This is a genomic window from Paenibacillus sp. 01T422 (genome assembly GCF_056398785.1).
The window spans coordinates 1-16,834 of the sequence record NZ_JBFTQB010000089.1 but is presented as its reverse complement, the minus strand read 5'-3'; the positions used below and the strand labels follow the sequence as shown (position 1 = coordinate 16,834).

At 43.9% G+C, this 16,834-nt stretch carries 18 protein-coding genes; 3 read left to right on the top strand and 15 right to left on the bottom strand.

All coding sequences use genetic code 11. The annotated features are described in order from the left end of the window. The 9 genes from AC1DUA_RS07265 to AC1DUA_RS07225 all read right to left on the bottom strand — a co-directional run. Positions 1–1,023: ATP-binding cassette domain-containing protein (locus AC1DUA_RS07265; RefSeq protein ID WP_477499092.1), on the bottom strand; the 1,023-nt coding region annotated here is incomplete at its 3' end. 269 nt (positions 1,024–1,292) lie between these two features. Beyond that, complete coding sequence (locus AC1DUA_RS07260) at positions 1,293–2,063, bottom strand: SDR family NAD(P)-dependent oxidoreductase (RefSeq protein ID WP_477499091.1); 771 nt, start codon at positions 2,061–2,063, stop codon at positions 1,293–1,295. A gap of 218 nt (positions 2,064–2,281) precedes the next feature. Continuing rightward, the gene (locus AC1DUA_RS07255; protein WP_477499090.1) at positions 2,282–3,088 is read right to left on the bottom strand and encodes a response regulator transcription factor; all 807 of its coding nucleotides are present in this window, start codon (positions 3,086–3,088) and stop codon (positions 2,282–2,284) included. Beyond that, the gene (locus AC1DUA_RS07250; RefSeq protein ID WP_477499089.1) at positions 3,081–4,094 is read right to left on the bottom strand and encodes a sensor histidine kinase; all 1,014 of its coding nucleotides are present in this window, start codon (positions 4,092–4,094) and stop codon (positions 3,081–3,083) included. Before AC1DUA_RS07250 ends, AC1DUA_RS07255 begins: the two co-directional genes overlap by 8 nt. Then, on the bottom strand, positions 4,079–4,750 hold the full coding sequence (locus tag AC1DUA_RS07245; RefSeq protein WP_477499088.1) for a hypothetical protein: 672 nt from the start codon (positions 4,748–4,750) through the stop codon (positions 4,079–4,081). The genes AC1DUA_RS07250 and AC1DUA_RS07245 overlap by 16 nt, the downstream gene beginning before the upstream one ends. Positions 4,751–4,849: 99 nt before the next feature. Continuing rightward, entirely contained in the window at positions 4,850–4,993 is a 144-nt protein-coding gene (locus AC1DUA_RS07240; RefSeq protein ID WP_477499087.1) for a hypothetical protein, read from the bottom strand. A 10-nt stretch (positions 4,994–5,003) separates the two neighbouring features. Continuing rightward, the gene (locus AC1DUA_RS07235) at positions 5,004–6,044 is read right to left on the bottom strand and encodes an extracellular solute-binding protein (protein WP_477499086.1); all 1,041 of its coding nucleotides are present in this window, start codon (positions 6,042–6,044) and stop codon (positions 5,004–5,006) included. Between the two features lie 69 nt (positions 6,045–6,113). After that, the gene (locus tag AC1DUA_RS07230; RefSeq protein WP_477499085.1) at positions 6,114–6,989 is read right to left on the bottom strand and encodes a carbohydrate ABC transporter permease; all 876 of its coding nucleotides are present in this window, start codon (positions 6,987–6,989) and stop codon (positions 6,114–6,116) included. Between the two features lie 19 nt (positions 6,990–7,008). Further along, on the bottom strand, positions 7,009–7,959 hold the full coding sequence (locus AC1DUA_RS07225) for an ABC transporter permease (protein WP_477499084.1): 951 nt from the start codon (positions 7,957–7,959) through the stop codon (positions 7,009–7,011). Positions 7,960–8,295: 336 nt separating this feature from the next. Here AC1DUA_RS07225 and AC1DUA_RS07220 point away from each other — a divergent pair, with 336 nt between their 5' ends. Next, complete coding sequence (locus AC1DUA_RS07220; RefSeq protein WP_029194307.1) at positions 8,296–8,496, top strand: cold-shock protein; 201 nt, start codon at positions 8,296–8,298, stop codon at positions 8,494–8,496. A 71-nt stretch (positions 8,497–8,567) separates the two neighbouring features. Then, on the top strand, positions 8,568–8,798 hold the full coding sequence (locus AC1DUA_RS07215; RefSeq protein ID WP_477499083.1) for a cold-shock protein: 231 nt from the start codon (positions 8,568–8,570) through the stop codon (positions 8,796–8,798). A 96-nt stretch (positions 8,799–8,894) separates the two neighbouring features. Here AC1DUA_RS07215 and AC1DUA_RS07210 read toward each other — a convergent pair whose 3' ends face one another. After that, entirely contained in the window at positions 8,895–9,314 is a 420-nt protein-coding gene (locus AC1DUA_RS07210) for a DUF1801 domain-containing protein (RefSeq protein ID WP_477499082.1), read from the bottom strand. A gap of 482 nt (positions 9,315–9,796) precedes the next feature. On the opposite strand from AC1DUA_RS07210, the gene hflX reads away from it, so the two are divergent. Beyond that, positions 9,797–11,062 (top strand): GTPase HflX, encoded by a 1,266-nt coding sequence (hflX, locus tag AC1DUA_RS07205; RefSeq protein ID WP_477499081.1) that lies wholly within the window; start codon positions 9,797–9,799, stop codon positions 11,060–11,062. 61 nt (positions 11,063–11,123) lie between these two features. Here the strand turns inward: hflX and AC1DUA_RS07200 are convergent, their stop codons facing one another. The 5 genes from AC1DUA_RS07200 to AC1DUA_RS07180 form a co-directional block, all read right to left on the bottom strand. Beyond that, entirely contained in the window at positions 11,124–11,759 is a 636-nt protein-coding gene (locus AC1DUA_RS07200; protein WP_477499080.1) for an FMN-dependent NADH-azoreductase, read from the bottom strand. A 167-nt stretch (positions 11,760–11,926) separates the two neighbouring features. Beyond that, on the bottom strand, positions 11,927–12,565 hold the full coding sequence (locus AC1DUA_RS07195) for a cell wall hydrolase (protein ID WP_477499079.1): 639 nt from the start codon (positions 12,563–12,565) through the stop codon (positions 11,927–11,929). Between the two features lie 244 nt (positions 12,566–12,809). Next, entirely contained in the window at positions 12,810–14,090 is a 1,281-nt protein-coding gene (locus AC1DUA_RS07190; RefSeq protein ID WP_477499078.1) for an L-cysteine desulfidase family protein, read from the bottom strand. 114 nt (positions 14,091–14,204) lie between these two features. After that, positions 14,205–15,431, bottom strand: coding sequence for an MFS transporter (locus AC1DUA_RS07185; RefSeq protein ID WP_477499077.1), 1,227 nt, complete (start codon positions 15,429–15,431; stop codon positions 14,205–14,207). 98 nt (positions 15,432–15,529) lie between these two features. Continuing rightward, positions 15,530–16,639, bottom strand: a complete 1,110-nt coding sequence (locus AC1DUA_RS07180) for a DNA alkylation repair protein (protein ID WP_477499076.1) — start codon at positions 16,637–16,639, stop codon at positions 15,530–15,532. Between the last annotated feature and the right edge of the window lie 195 nt (positions 16,640–16,834).

The following is a 16,834-nucleotide window of genomic DNA, read 5'->3' as shown; positions in this document are numbered from 1 at the left end:
CGAAAGTGCAATACGTTCGCCCTGTTCAATCGTGAAATTTATATCTGAGCATACGGTTTTCTCCCCATAATAAATGGAAACATGATCAAGCTCAACCAGCTGGTTTTTGTGAAAAGCAAGCTGTGCAATCTCTAAGCTTTCTGAGCTCTCAATATTTTTGAGAAGCTTAGACTTTTCATTGATTGCCGTGTGCTGTCTTTGCTCAATAGCTTTAGAGCGTTTCATCATTTTAGCAGCTTTGTGGCCAATATAGCCTTTGTCTACCTTGGAACCGGAATTTCTTGTTCCGTTTTTTGTTTTTTCCACTTCATGCGACCAGTTGCCCGTCCGTTTAGCGGAATCTGACAATCGTTTGATGTCTTTTCTAAGTTTTTCGTTCTCAGCCARCTCGAAGTTATCTTGCCGCGACTTATTTTCCCACCAGCTTGAGAAATTCCCTTTTTGAATCTCTATATTGGTCTTATTGATGGATAAAATGTGGTCAACACAGTTATCAAGAAATGATCTGTCATGTGATATCAAGATAAATCCACTTTTCGACTTGAGATAATCACTCACCAGTTTTCTTGCTTTCATATCCAGATGATTGGTCGGTTCATCAATTAGCAGGAAACTATTCTCTTTGATGAACAAAGTAGCCAGCAGCACTTTCGTTTGCTCTCCGTTAGACAAGGAGTCAAATGGGCGGTACAAGACATCCTCCGAAACCTTTAACAGAGAAAGCTCGCGCATTAACTGCCAGTGAATATAGTCTGGATAAATGTCGCTGATGACATCAAGGGTATGATTACTTTTGTTCTCAACAGGAAACGGGAAATATTCAAAGCTGACATTAGCAGAAATATAGCCACTGAATTCAAATTTACCGAGCAATAATTTGAGAAACGTTGTCTTCCCTCTCCCGTTTCTTCCTGTAAACCCTAATTTCCAATCGGTATCGATTTGGAAGTTGACATTTTCAAAGATGTTATCGTAACTTCCCTCATAGGCGAACGTCAGGTTTGTAACATTTATTAATGACATAGACTGATCCTCCTGTATAAAAAAAATAAAAGCTACAAGAAAGTTACATTCTTGTAGCTCAAATAAATACAGTTAAATAGCCCCAATACGGAATTAAATAAGGATATCGTTTGAGTGAAAGATAATGTAACTTTCTTGCATACGAAATAAAACATGCGAAATTTCGCTTTAATGTTTTACCGTTAGCAAGAAATACTACATTATGCTTTCAACTCCACTCATAAAATTTAATTGAATTATATCAGACTCATTTTCAAAAATCAATAAAATTAACCCTTACGATAAACTGGAGCCCCCATCGGGGATGATCCCGCGCCGCCATCTACGCTAATTTCAGCACCCTGGACAAAGGATGAGTCATCTGATGCCAGGAACAAAGCAACATTGGCGATCTCCACTGGTTCACCCAAGCGATTCAGCGGAACTTTAGGCGCTATCGCAGATTCAGCTTGTGCAATTCCTTCGGGTTGGCCCCAAATTGGTGTCCGTGTGGCTCCAGGTACGACCGTATTTACACGGACACCCTTAGGAGACAATTCGGAAACGAGCACTCTTGCCAAACTGGTAACAGCACCTTTACTTGCGGCATAGGCAGCATAACCCGGACTTCCTGCTTTAGCCAGTACAGAACCGTTTAGGATCACTGAAGCTCCAGCCTTCAGATGAGGCAAAGCAGCTTGCACGGTGAAAAATACCCCTGTAACGTTTACCTGAAGAATTTTCTCAAAGAGAGCAAGTTCGGTACCTCCAACTGGCGTATAACCAGAAATACCCGCGTTCGCGAAAACGACATCTAGTCGGCCGAATGTGTTGATTGCTTCAGACACAGCTTTATCAGCACTTGTTGGATCAGTCGCATCTGCTTGAACAGCAAGTACATTAGATGCTCCAAGTCTATCTACCGCGGCGTTCAACGCTTCCTGATTACGACCGGTAATAACCACCTTCGCACCTTCTGCCACAAACAATTTTGCCGATTCAAAACCAATACCGCTGCTTCCTCCAGTAATTAAAGCAACTTTCCCATTTAATTTTCCCATCTTCAATCTCTCCTCTGAAAATAAATTTTATTTAAGAACGATCATTCTTAAAATATTAAAAAAAAGTGTCAACTACCTGTTTCTTTTTTTGAGACTGTACGACCTCTTCCTTACAGAGAGTATCTTAGCATATCAAGAACGATCGGTAAAGAATTATTTCGTAACGATCATTCTCATATTTTCCTCTAGTCCATCAGACGTTGGTAGCCGCGGCTGGTCTACAAAAACTTATTTCGGTACTCAGAAGGCGTCACCCCGTACTGTTTCTTAAAACTTTCCCTGAAATGATCCTGATCTGTATACCCAATTTTGTCGCAGATTTCATAGATTTTAATCGCAGGATCTTTCAGAAGCCGAGCTGCCTGTTCCATCCGAAGACGAATAATTGCATGGTTAATCGTAACTCCAGTTACTTCTTTAAAGAGCAGATTCAAATATTTATCGCTTAATCCAACGGCATCTGCTACATCTGAGAGTGACAGCTCCTTACGCATATATCTTTCTTTAATATACTGTATCGCTTGCTCAACCAACTTCTTCTTCTTCAAATTCCCGCTCCATTCCACATGAAGCAGGGTTTCTGTCAAATTCGGGAGTGTATCTTTGGCTGCCTTTTCTGCCATCATCAAAGCGAGACGGTCTTCCCTCTCCTTGCGAAGCACGCCAACAGCATTCGCAAGTACTTTCTCAATAGCATCCGGGTCGATGGGTTTCAGTACATAATCCAGCACTTGCAGCTTAATCGCCTGCCTAGCATGCTCAAATTCATTCAGTCCTGATAAAATAATACAGCGGATATCCAGATTACGGGATTTGATGATCTCCATCAATTCCAATCCATTCATTCTGGGCATGCCGATATCCGTCAAAAGTAGATCCGGTTCCTCGCGTTCTAACCAGTCCAGCACCTCTTGCCCATTCTCTACCGCTCCTAGAAGCTGGATATTCAGAGCTTTCCAATGAATGGCACGAACCAAAGTCTCACGCACAATTTTCACATCTTCCGCAATCAACAGCTTAAACATACGAAGCATCCTTTCTGGCTACAGCTCGTTCTGGACGATAAGGCATAACAACTTCGACACTGGTACCAGCACCCTCCGCTACCTTCAGATAACGCAAACCAAATCCGTCCCCGTCATGTAATTGAACTCTCCGATGGACATTCATCGTGCCGTATCCGCTTCCTGCTTCGTGCGCGAAGACATCGTCTCGTACAAGCTGCTGCCTGAGCATCTGATTCATCTTCCCCACATCGCATCCGCGGCCGTTGTCTTCGACCCTGAGTATGAGTTCTCCGCGCTCTAATCTAGCAGAAATGGCAATATGGCAACCGCTCTTACGATCCGCAAATCCATGTATGATAGCGTTTTCTGCTAACGGTTGCAAAATGAGGTGAACGATGGTTGTCGACAAGAGTTCACTCGGAATTTGGATATCGAAGGTCAAATCATCAATCATCATTTTCTGAATAAGAAGATAGGCTTCCACTTGCTTAATCTCTTCTTCCAAGGAGATCCAGGTTTGCCCACGGTTCAGGCCGTAGCGAAATACATTGGCAAGCGAACGAACAATCTGACTCGTTTCCCGATCCCCTGCCATGATGGCCCGACAGTTAATTAAATCCAAAGTGTTGTATAGAAAATGAGGATTGATCTGGGCGTGCAACAGCTCCAATTGCAGCTGTCTGCGTTCAATTTCCTCTGTAAATGATTTCTCGATTAGGCTATGAATCGTTACGAGCATTGACGTGAACTTCTGATTCAGCTCATCGACCTCGTAGATCCCTGTCCTTTGCGACGGAAGCGGCTCTTTAAACTCTACAACTTCCGGGCGCTGGATGGCAGTGACCAATCTAGTGATAGGGACAGTGACCCGAACAACGATTCTTCGGAGCCATATACCCGCTATAAGTAGCGCGGCGGCTGCCGTGGCAGCGCCAATTGCCGAAATGGCGAAGGTGTACCTGCTAAAATGACTGCTGGGAGCTACGGCGAGAAGCTTCCACCCATTCTTCAGTGTCTCGAACATGAGCGTGTATCCGCACCGACGATCACGGTGCCGATGCTTCTGCCGTCTTTGAGGCTCGCTTTTTTCCTTGCCGAATAAATCATTGCAATGTTTGAATCCGTCTTTTGACCCCACCAAACATTCTGTTGCTTTCCGCTCGCCAAATTTTGGAACCATCCTTGATTTTGCAAATCGCCATTTTTGAAAATACCCGTAGTCGGGTAGAAATGATCAGGGGCCATCGCGTATAACCCACTCTCCGGTTCCAATATGACGGAGACTACATAGGATTGCTGCGCGATGTTGCCTGAGCCGAAGTCGTTCAAGAGTGACAACAAGGACAGATTCTGCAGATTAGTCTGCAATGTATAATAATCGTCTGCCGCTTCATACGGCTCTTGATATGTATTCATTAGCAAGTTTTCAATAGACTGATTGCTTAATACAAAAGCCGCTACGTTATTCATCGTATCGAATTGGTATTCGATATTTCTATAAACGAATTTCATGGACTGTTCCGCCATTTTGATGGAATGGTCATTCTGTACCCGGATGAGGATATAACTGGCCGCTGCCGCAAAAAGTGCGATGAAAGTGACAATCAATGCAAATATCGGAAGACTGAGTCTAGATAACAACCCTGAGCTGCCGCTGTGTTTTCGTCTACGAATAGCCATCCAAACCTACCCTTTTTCACCGACGTTATCACCGAAGCCCCATACGTTCATACTACAGAGGGGCTTCGGCAATTCAGCTGCGGTCCGACTTTACAATAATCATACACCTGATTTTTTCTTAAAAGAAGCCTCTAGTTCTGTAAGAATTTGTGTGCCGCCTTGTGATTTCCATTTCTCCACAAATTCATCGAACTTTTTACCATCTGCCCCCATAATGATTTGCGTAAAGGCGGAATCCCGCATCGTATTCAGTTCAACAAGTTTGGCAATTTTCGTTGGTGAATCCAGATACGTCTGATGCGAGCTTTCCGCTTTTCTTGAGTTCGTTGGTTTCGACTTGGGTATCGTAATCATTCGGCGTTGACCACCAGCCCATCCAGGAAAATAGTTTGCCGCTGAACAGCTTCGCCCGTAATTGCTCTTCTTTAATGGTTGCAAATTCCTTATCAATGAGTCCTTCTGCATACATTTTCTGCAAATAAAGCAGGGCATCTTTCATTTTGGGATCGATATCATAATTGCTGAATTTACCGTCTTTCTCAGTGAAATAACCCGGTGTTACGCCAAATGCGCCAAAAATATGGTCAAAAGAGTTGTTGGCATATTTCTGCTGCCCAATCTGAGCCGTGTAGCCGCCTAACGGGATGACATCCGGTTTATCTGCCTTGATTTTTTTCAGCAAGTTGTCATACTCTTCCAGCGTTTTGGGTACCTGAGCGCCTGCGCTTTCCAAATAATCCTTGCGCAGCACCAGATTCCAGCGATACCCTGCCCCTGGTCCCCCTTGATAAGGAATTCCGTAAATTTTCCCGTTAACTTTTGCCTGCTCAAAAACTTCTTTTGGAACTTCCTTGAGAATATTTGGGGTATCTTTTTCATTAATTAGATTCGTGAGGTCGAAAAAAGCGCCTTGTTGAGCATATTTCTGGAAATCATCCGCAAAGTCAATCCGCACCACATCAGGGATGTCTCCGCTCGACATCTTCAGATTCAGCTTCGTTTTGTACTGCTGGACATCCACCATCTCTGGTACGATTTTGATGTTCAGTTTCTTCTCAACCGTGTGCATGATGATATCCTTCGATGGATCGTAGGGCTTGGATATATCCTGCGCTTTCAGCCATTTCAGTTCATATGGCACATCACTTTTCGGTGCCGCTGAACCAGCGATTTCTGTGGGCGAAGACGAAGCAGTAGCAGGATCGACAGTTTTGCTGCATCCTGTGAGTGTCACGGCACCTGCCAATATGGCTGCAAGAGCGCTGTACGACCAAACTTTAGCTTGAGTTGACATGTTGTAATGACCTCCTTGAATTTTCTTTATCATGTACCTCGATCGGGATAAGCCCTTGGAGTAAAACTTCTATCCCTTCACAGAACCAATCAGCATCCCCTGTTCAAAGTGCTTTTGGATAAACGGATAAATCAGCAGCATCGGCAATGCCACAATCACAATTGCAGCCATTTGGATCCCAACTGTAGGCGGCGGCGTGGAACCTGCTGCTTCTAGCAGCTCTGGCGGGAGGCTGGAGCTGGCAATAATGGTGCGCAATACGAGCTGTACAGGAGCTTTGTGCCAATCGGTAACATACAACATCGCATTGAAGAAATCGTTCCAGTAGACCACTAGATACAGCAGGCCAATCGTGGCGATAACTGGCTTGGATAAAGGTAAGACGATCTGCCAAAGGATTCTGAACTCAGAAGCTCCATCAATGGAAGCGGATTCTCGCAAGCTTTCAGGAATACCTTCAAAGAAGGATTTCATGATGATCATATTGAAAGCGCTGTAGGCCATAACCAAAATAAGCACATAGCTTGTGTTTAACAACCCCAACTGCTTGATGGTGATATAGGTGGGGATCATTCCTCCCTTAAATAACATAGTGAAGATGAAGTAAAGCATGAAGATCCTGCGTCCAGGCAATTTTTTCTCCGCGAGTGCGTAAGCCGCTGTTGTCGTAAGGAACAAGGCGAGCAGCACGCCTCCTACCGTATTGCGGATCGTATTGCCATAAGCCGCGAATATGAGCGAGCCTTTTTTCAGCAAATACGCGTAATATTCGAAACTGATCGATGTTGGATACAAAATCAATCCATTTTTTTCGCTGAAAATGTGATAAGGCGTCACTGAAACGGAAATAACATACCAGAAAGGAATTACAATGACGATGGTTATGAGCGTTAGTATAAAATAATTCGTGGCGACAAAGACGTTCTCGCCTTTCGTTTGCTTCATCGGTACTCTTCCCCTTTTGTCAGAAAATGCCGGAATCATTTATCCGTCTGGCGATATGATTGGCGGCGAGCATCAATACAAGCCCTATAACTCCCTTGATAACGTCTGCTGCTGCAGCAAGGCTAAGGTTGAACTGCTCGATGCCAACACGGTAAATGTACGTGTCCAGAATGTCTCCGACTTCAAAGACCATCGGATTGTACAAATTGATGACCTGATCAAGCCCGGCACTCATGATGTATCCAACCCTAAGGATGAAGATGACGATTATTGTTCCTGTAATCCCTGGCAAGGTGACGTGAGCAATCCGCTGAAACCGGGTCGCTCCGTCCATAATGGCCGCTTCATAAACCTCTGGATTGAGTCCAGCGATTGCGGCAATATAGATGATAGCTGCCCATCCCATCTCCTTCATAGCATCCGTGGCAACCAGGATCGTTCGAAAATACGCAGGGTTAACGAGCAGATAAACGGGATCACCACCGAAAAACGCAATGATTTTATTAATGACTCCGGTTTCCGGGGAAAGGAGCAGCGTGATAATTCCCCCATACACGACCCAAGAGACGAACCTTGGCAGATAGACTGCGGTCTGGAGTGATTTTTTGAACCATACGACACGTATTTCATTTAGTGCAAGCGCTAGCAAAATAGGGCATAGAAAACCGCTTATCATTTTATACAAGCTAATGAGCAAGGTATTCTTGAACGCATTCAGAAACATATCGGACTCGAACAGCATCTGAAAATATTTGAACCCTACCAAGTGGCTGCCCGAAAATCCTTGTATGGCATTGTAATCCATGAAGGCAATGCTGACTCCGTAAAGCGGAAGATAATCAAAAATGAGGACCCATAAGAATGCCGGAACTAGCAGGACATACAGCAGCTTGTATTTCCAAATCCTCCTTATCTGCCTATGTAACGGCTTTTCTTTTGACTCTGAGATTCTGGCGGTCACCAGTTCCATTTCTATTTCCTCCTGTCCGACCTCTGTATCTAACCTTTCTGATCAAGAAAGTGTTTATATGAATAGCTTATCGGAAATCGAAGGGGTGGAAAACCCGAGTGAAGGACAATAATGCAGGGTAAAAGTCTTTTTTTAGAGGAAATATGATCAAGTAAAAAGCTTGTTCATACAAAAAATTGCTTTGCTGACGATCATGTGTTAAGATACTATTATAAATCGACTTCGCATAAATTCACATATTGAAAAGGTGATCATTTGTGTAATGGTAACTTTTTCAATGTGTGATTTTTTTTGTCGAAAAATACATGTTAAATAACTTTTTGGAGGTAACACATTATGGAAACAGGTACAGTGAAATGGTTTAACGCAGAGAAAGGCTTTGGCTTTATCGAAATGGAAGGCGGAAATGACGTATTCGTACATTTCTCCGCAATTCAAGGCGACGGATTCAAATCTTTGGACGAAGGTCAACGCGTTCAATTTAACGTAGCTCAAGGCAACCGCGGTCCTCAAGCCGAGAACGTTGTAAAACTGTAATACGAAAACACACAGCAAACTGTCCTTAACATGTGTTAAGGGCAGTTTTTTTATCTAAGGAGGAGTACACGATGTATTTTCGAAGAAAATCAATCGAGGAGATCCCTCAGGAGATCACCAAAATCTGGGCTTGCAAGAAGGACGATTGTAATGGTTGGATTCGAGATAATTTCGCCTTTGAATACGCCCCAACTTGCCACCAGTGCCTCTCTCCCATGATTAGCAGTGTAAAAATGCTTCCCATCCTTGCCAATCCCAACACCGATATGAAGTCCCTTATTAAAGGAAGACAGATTTCGTAAAATCTTTTTTTATAATAAGGACATGCAAAAATAGGCTGCGCAGCGATCCTGCGGCAGCCTCTTCTTTGTTAAAAAATAGGTAAATTCTCATAGGTCTTAGTCTGGATATGTCGCTTTCAAAAATAGTATCGACTGGTTAATTAACGCCTTTAATGCATTAACATGGATATCATCAACTTTATTAATATAGACACAGGCTTTCCCAGTGGTATGTTTACCAAGGTCCTGCAAGAGTGACTCCCGCTGCGAGTCGCCTGGTGTGAAATACAAACTAATCTTGGCTTTCCTTGGAGAAAAGGCAACTAGAGGTGCATCACCTTCATGTCCGCTAGCATATTTGTAGTGATACGATCCAAACCCAATGATGCTCGGTCCCCACATCTTCGCTGGATAGCCGGATGTTTCCGTGAAGATATCCAGAAGCTTATAAGCATCTTCACGCTTCTTGGGATTATCGACATCCTCAATAAACGCCATAACGCTTGTGTCGTTTTCCTTCGTTTTTTGTTCATACATGGGATACAATCACTCGCTTCCATAAAGATGTACCGACTTGAAAAGTAACGTATCATGAGCGGCTACAGCTTGTCAAAACAACACATTTATAACGTCTACTGATAAAAAATAATTATAATTATTTCTTCATGATGCCAAGAAGGTTGTCCATGTGATAATCTGAGAATAATTAAAACGAACGGAGGGGTTACGTGTGATAGATTTTATCCGAGTTAGATCTTTGCGCAGCTAATTGAATAGCGCCCAAGATTCTGTCTGTGTACAGAGGACTCAGGATAAGTTTGTCCATTTATACCCCTGAATAGTTGCACCTATCGGTGATCAAGAAGCTCAGTTGTAGGAAGGTGTACTCTCCTTCTCGACCAACTATTGTTTGTTTTCTTGTATTCACAGTGATAGTCAACGTCCTCTCAACTACTGACAACACAAGCCCGCTGCTTGTGTTGTTTCTTTTACTCCCAAACTTGAAAGGATGATGACCTATGGAACAACAGAAAGAGAAAGCGATTATTATCGGTGTCAATCCCTTGAACCGATCTGACTTTGCCTATTCGATGGAAGAATTGAGCAATCTGGCTGAAGCGTGTCACATTGATGTGGTTGGCGAGCTTTCCCAGAAAGTTACTCGTGTGAATCCCTCCCACTACATCGGAACGGGAAAAATTCATGAGTTATCCGCTCTAATTTCTGAGAAGGACGCTTCAGTCGTCATATGTAACGATGAGTTAACTCCCTCCCAGATTCGAAACCTGGAATCCTCTCTAGCCTGCAAGGTCATTGACAGGACGATACTGATTCTAGATATTTTCGGGGAGCGTGCTCAAACAAGAGAAGCCCAGCTGCAAGTCGAGGTCGCTCAGCTCCACTACATGCTCCCGAGACTTGTTGGACTGCGAGAGTCTTTAGGGCGCCAAGGAGGCGGAGCAGGCTTGAAAAATAGGGGTTCAGGTGAAACGAAGCTCGAACTCGATCGCCGTAAAATCGAAGATCGCATCGCAGCTCTGCAATCCGAGCTAGAGAAACTCGTTGGCCGGCGACAAACACAACGAAAGCAGCGGCGCAAAAACGAAGTGCCAGTTATTTGTCTAGTTGGCTATACGAATGCGGGCAAGTCAAGTTTAATGAATGCCATGATTGAACAGTATAACCCGCGAGCACTTAAGCAAGTCTTTACCAAAGACATGTTGTTCGCCACACTGGAGACATCTGTTCGAAGCATCATCTTGCCCGATCGTAAAACGTTCCTGTTAACAGACACGGTAGGGTTTGTCAGCCAACTTCCCCACCATTTAGTAAAAGCCTTCCGCTCTACTTTGGAAGAAGTCGCCGAAGCTGATTTGTTAATTCAAGTCGTAGACGTCTCTAATCCAGAATACGAGAAGCACATTCAGGTAACCAATGACACGTTGAAAGAGCTTGGCGCAGATCATATTCCCATGATTTTTGCTTATAATAAGTCTGATTTGACGGAGCATATCTATCCTCAACTTGACGATGATCTCGTCTACCTTTCGGCAAGACAGAATAGTGGAATGGAAGAGCTAACTCAGTTGATTCGCGAACGCATTTTCCAGAATTACATGGCATGCGAAATATTAATTCCCTATGAGAGAGGTCGATTGGTGGCCTATTTCAATGAACATGCCCATATTCAGTCAACAAACTATGAGCCGGACGGAACTCGTCTTAAGCTGGAATGTCGCGTATCCGATTATGAACAGTTCCGCGATGAATTTCTACAACTTTAAGCTACGAAATAAAAAACAGCGCATCTGCAAAGATGCGCTGTTTGAATATAAAGTATGATTCTTAGAATTGCTTTGCTACTTCTTTCGCTTTAACAATTGCATTAGCTTTAATTTCTGCAGCTTTATCAGGTGCAGCAGCCATTCCTTCAACGAAGATGCCTTCGAAGCTAGGTACGCCAGTGAACATCATGATTTTTTTCAAGTAGCTGTGTCCGGACTCGAAGCCCATTGCTGGACCTTCTGTGTATACACCGCCAGATGCTTGAATATGAACGGCTTTTTTGTTGTTAAGCAAGCCAACAGGACCTTCAGCTGTATATTTGAACGTTTTTCCAGCTGCGCAAATCGCATCGATGTAAGCTTTCATAACTGGAGGGAATGAGAAGTTCCACATTGGTGAAACGTACACATATTTGTCTGCGGATATGTATTGGTCCACGATTTCGCCAAGACGCGCAATTTTGGCTTGCTCATCTGCAGTTAGTGCGCTGAATTCAGTACCTGATCCAAGTTTTCCCCAGCCACTCAATACATCCCCATCGATTTGTGGAACGTTTGTTTTGAACAGGTCTAGATGAATAACTTCGTCACCAGGATTTGCTTCACGGTAAGTTTCGAGAAATTCTTTACCCACCGCCATACTATAGGAAGCTTGGTGATCATTTGGATTTGCCGTAATGTAAAGTACAGTTGCCATGGTTTCACTCTCACATTCTGTAATTTAATTTGTTACAATTTTTATTATAACTTATTTTTAATAAGTTGCAAGCAAAATGTTATTTATCTACTTTCAGAGTATAACACAGTTTAAATAAGCGCATTATTTACACGTAAAAGGCCGCACAAGGCAGCCTTTTACTAGGTCTAAATGGTGAATGCGTGATTACCTATCGTAATCTTCGTCATTCTTTTTTTGCTCCAAGATGCCTTGGCAATGACAGGATTGTAAAAGTAAAGCGCACCTGTTGTTGGATCCACACCATTCAAAGCGGCGACTGCCGCGCGGTATGCTGTTTCATTAGGATTGAGGGCAAACTGGCCATCATCTATGGATGAAAATTGGCCAGGCTGATGAATAACCTCCGTTATGGAATCCGGAAATTGTTCGGATTGAACGCGATTCAGTACAACAGCACCCACGGCAACTTGTCCTGCAAAGGATTCACCGCGAGCCTCGGAATGAATGATTCGTGCCAGCTCGTCCAGCACCGACTGTTTGGGAGAAATCGTTTTTTTTAGCTTCGATAATGTCACTGAATCGGCTTCACCATCAACCGTCAAGCCGTAGCTGGCTTGAAATTTCTTAACAGCATTTTTCGTTTGGCTACCATAATAGCCAGTAATTCCAGCATGTAGGTAACCAAGTGCGCTTAATCTTTCTTGCAAATCCAATACTTGGTCACTTTGCGTGCCCTGGGATAAAGATTGTGCGCTTACCGGAGCAGCCATCCCCATGATACCAAGGGAACAAACGCAGATTAGAGCCTGTACTTTCTTCTTCATGTTTCAAGATAACCTCCTCTTCCTTCTACGCGCTGCATGTGGCAACAACATACAGCATTACAAATTTAGGGGTGTTGATCCGACGCAAGATGTCGCCATACACGCTCTACGAATAGAGAACAGCTTAAAGCTGTATCTATACACTTCGGAAGATCATTCCATTAAAAGTCGCAAAAAAAGACCTGAGGCTTAATCCCCCAGATCCAATCTGTTATAAACACACGATTTAAACGGCTATAATCGATTATAACTCCTTGCTTAACATCATTTCGAGAATCAGTTTATCGATCTCGGAAGTTGCCTCATTCCCGATCCGACAGAAGTTATCAATTGTCTTCTCCGCGTCATTTTCAATGAATCCATTCGTTGAAGATATAGACTTCCCTTTTGAGGCCAGAAGAGCAGATTGTACCGCGGCGCTTGTACATGTCGCAACTTTCATAGCGCAGCCTCCTTTGGCCCCATCGCACATCATTCCGGTCACATTACCGAGCATGTTCTGGATGGCAGCTCTGATCTCGCGTTTCCCTCCACCAAGCAGGTAGGTAATCCCGCAGCTAGCACCTGTCCCCGATACAGTCACTCCACATAACGCGGATAACCGCCCAAACTTCGATTTAATATGAATCGTAATCAAATGGCTTAGAGCCACCGCGCGAATGAGCTGCTCCTCAGAGGCTCCAAGCCTTTCTGCAGCCGCTATAACAGGATTAGTCGCGGCAATCCCTTGGTTGCCGCTTCCTGAATTCGCCATGACAGGCATGGTTGAGCCAGCCATGCGGGCATCCGATCCTGCTGCCGCGAGTGCCATAGCATGGGAAATTAAATCATCGGATAAAATACCGCGTTGCACGTTCTCTTTTATCGTCTTCCCAACTTCAAGTCCGTACGAATGTGTCAAGCCGTCTAATCCTGCCTTGCGATTCAATTCTATGCTTTGTTTGACCAAACCGAGATCTTCAAGATTGACCGTATTCACGAAATCAACAATCGAATCGATCGTTAATGAATTCCGATCCTCACTAGAGCTCTTAAAGCTTGCATTTGCACAGCCACCGGTATCCACGACCTTCCCGTCGACTTCTATCAACGTTATATTCGTGTGGTTATCTGTAATAACAACCTTCGCATACTTTTGCTGGGCTACAATCATAACTTCAATGTATAATTTGCTTGGTGTATCAGCAAGATGAACAACGGAAAGGCCCTGCTCAACCATTGTTCGAGCCTCAGTAATAGCTGCTGGATGAATATCAGCTAGAACTTCTAGCTGTTTCTCCGCATTACCGGCGATTGCCCCTAATGCAGCTACGAAATCGATTCCTGTCTGACCTGTACCGGGTATGCCAACTGCTAATGCATTTTTGATGATACCTGCGCTGGCACGAACCGTAATTTTGTCAATTTTGCCGTCAACATAAGTCCTTGCCTTCGCCGCTGCTAAAGCAATTGCGACTGGCTCCGTACAGCCAAGCGCAACAACAAGTTCACTACTAAGTATATGAATGAATGTCTCCGTCTTCATGATGTACCCTCCTTGCACCGAAAGGTACAATGACCTTTTGAATGATGAATAAAATATACTATAACTGCTTCATTGTGTTCAACTCTCTAATATTGGGTACAGCTTCAATTCTGCTTATCCTTCAACGGTTTCACGAATAGCTGGCTGGCGGACGTCCACAGACTTTTGTTTGGCAAAAAACAAGGTCAGGATACCGCTTATTATGGTAAGAATAGCCAGTGTTATTAAAAAGGTGGAGATCCCAAACAAATCCAAACACGCACCCGTTGCAAGCAATGCAACCTGGAACATGATTCGATCAACCATTCCTCGAAACGAGAAGAAACGTCCCTGAACATCTTGCGGCACTTTGATTTGGAAGAGTGTTGATACCATCGGAAAGAAGAAAGCGACGGCACAGCCGAATAAAACAAAGGAGCCAAGTACAGCAGCAGTGTTCTCACTAAAGGACATTCCAGCAAATGAAATCGCAAATAGCAGCATAAATAGTGTGGAGCTAGTTACCAAATTTCGCTTACCAATCACACGTTTTGCAAATAGACCTACGATTAAAATACTTGTGCCTTCAATTGAATAGATCCATCCCATCAACTCTGGCTTATGTTGAACTTGGCTAAATTTAAGAACGAGCAAATTGAAACCACCCAAGAATAAAGTGATGATGCCGCTATTGATAAGTGCTATGAGGATAGCTGGCTCTTGTCGAATGAGCGGAAACAGCTCTGAGAAACGGATTTTCTCTTTCTGCTTAACAACTGTTGAATCCGTGATATTTGTGAACTTCAACTGTGTAATTAGCAGGACAAGAATCACGTAAAATACAAGCGACAATGCGTACACCGTATATAGATTCATAACGGAAACCAAAATACCCGCTACAGCAGTACCGCCAATCCTGGCTATCGTAATCACGTTGAAATTGACGGTATTCGCTTTTAGCAGATCAGAAGCTGAAACAACGGAAGGCAGCGCAGCTTGCACGGTAGGCATATACACCGTCGCGGCTAACTGCATAATGACGACCGACAATAACATGATCGCTACAGACTGGTAATGTAGAGCTGCAAACATACAAATTGGAGCTATACAACGGACAATCCCTGAAATCAGCAAGATTTTCTTCTTATCATAGCGATCTGCCCACACACCGGCTTGCGGGGAAATGAGCACGCCAAGAAATAATCCGCACATCAGGATCAAGCTTTTGTTTAAGTCAGACGGAACATGGCTTTGCATGAATTGCAAATTGGCAATGATACTAGTCCAAATACCCCCGCCTTGTATGGCCTCACCTATCATCAAAAATATAAAATTACGATTTCGAAGTAAAGAAGAATTCATTACTAATCTCCAGTCAATTAATTATTCATTAGTTAAATAAATTCGTATCAAGATTTACAACTTTTTGGATACGAATATGGCTCACGCACATCATCTCCCTAATCCCCCATTGTTAGGTTTAATGAAGTTTCTGCCGCTTCCTTGCCATTCACGAGTAAAACAATTCGATGCTCGCCAGGGTAATGTCGGCGTGTTGACAGATCTGCCCATCGATGCGTTCTAGTGGCAGAAAGGCGTGAGTCTCCGGGAACGGTTTTATCGGACAGCAAAAACAACTTCCGGGAATGTTTCCCCCCTGCTTTGACAAAATCGATTCCGTATTCGATACGTAGATGCACAGGTTCGCCCTGCCGCACATGAACTTCATATCGAAGCTCGCAGTTCTCGCCAATCTTCCGTTCGTTCGGCTCGGTAATAAGCGCCGCGTAGTCCGCGATCGGATCGTCATCACGCGATACGGCATATCCGAACAAGGCGAGCACCTCTGGACTCGCTTGGCGAATCAAGGTCCTGCAGCCGTGCCTCACGATCCAGTCTGTATCTGGATTAGTCCCTTTCCAACGCCCCGCTGTCTCCAGAACGAGAGCCGGATGATCCTTCGCAATATCGTTCAAATTGTTAGCGACACTCTTACGGACATATAGCGACGGATCTGCTTTAAGCTTCTCCAGTATGCCCAGTACCGGAGCAGGATCTCGCTTAAATATCCCCAACGCTTGTCCCCAAGGAAGACGTGGACGGCATCCTTCACTAGAGAGCCTGCGTACATGCTCATTCGGATGATCTGCCCATACGGACATTTGGAGCATCATTCGTTCGGGATCACGCAAAATAAACGGCCGAACAGCAAACTCAGCGGAAGATCTTGACGTGAATCTTTCCAATGCTTGCATAGACATCTCCCAATGCTCGCTGTTTTGCCCGTATACTTCCACAAAATCAGGAAAAAACAAATAAGGGAAACCCGTACATGTATCTTCAATTGCATATAAAATGGCCAACGCCTCGCTAAAAGAAGGCGGTAGATGCTCGCCGAGGGTTCGTGTAATTTTCCTCATCCTTTGTTTTAACGCTAGATCTTCCCAGTCACCATTCATGGCCCCCTCGACGAACGATTTCTCGTCAAATGGTTTATAAGCGCTATGAACTTTTGTAGCGAATTGCTGAAGGAAGGATCGGTTGTACATGTCTTTTAATGCATCTGCCATCTCTGTTATGCCTCCGTCTAATAATCAATCATCATGATCTTACTCAGCATAGCATAGTAAAGCTGACAACAGTACGTCATATTTACCGAAGGTTGAATAATTTCCTGTAGAATTTGCAAGAAACGCACAAACTGTTTTTCGGAACAAAACCCCACAAACCGCAAGGGTTGTGGGGCTTCCATGTGTTTATAGATT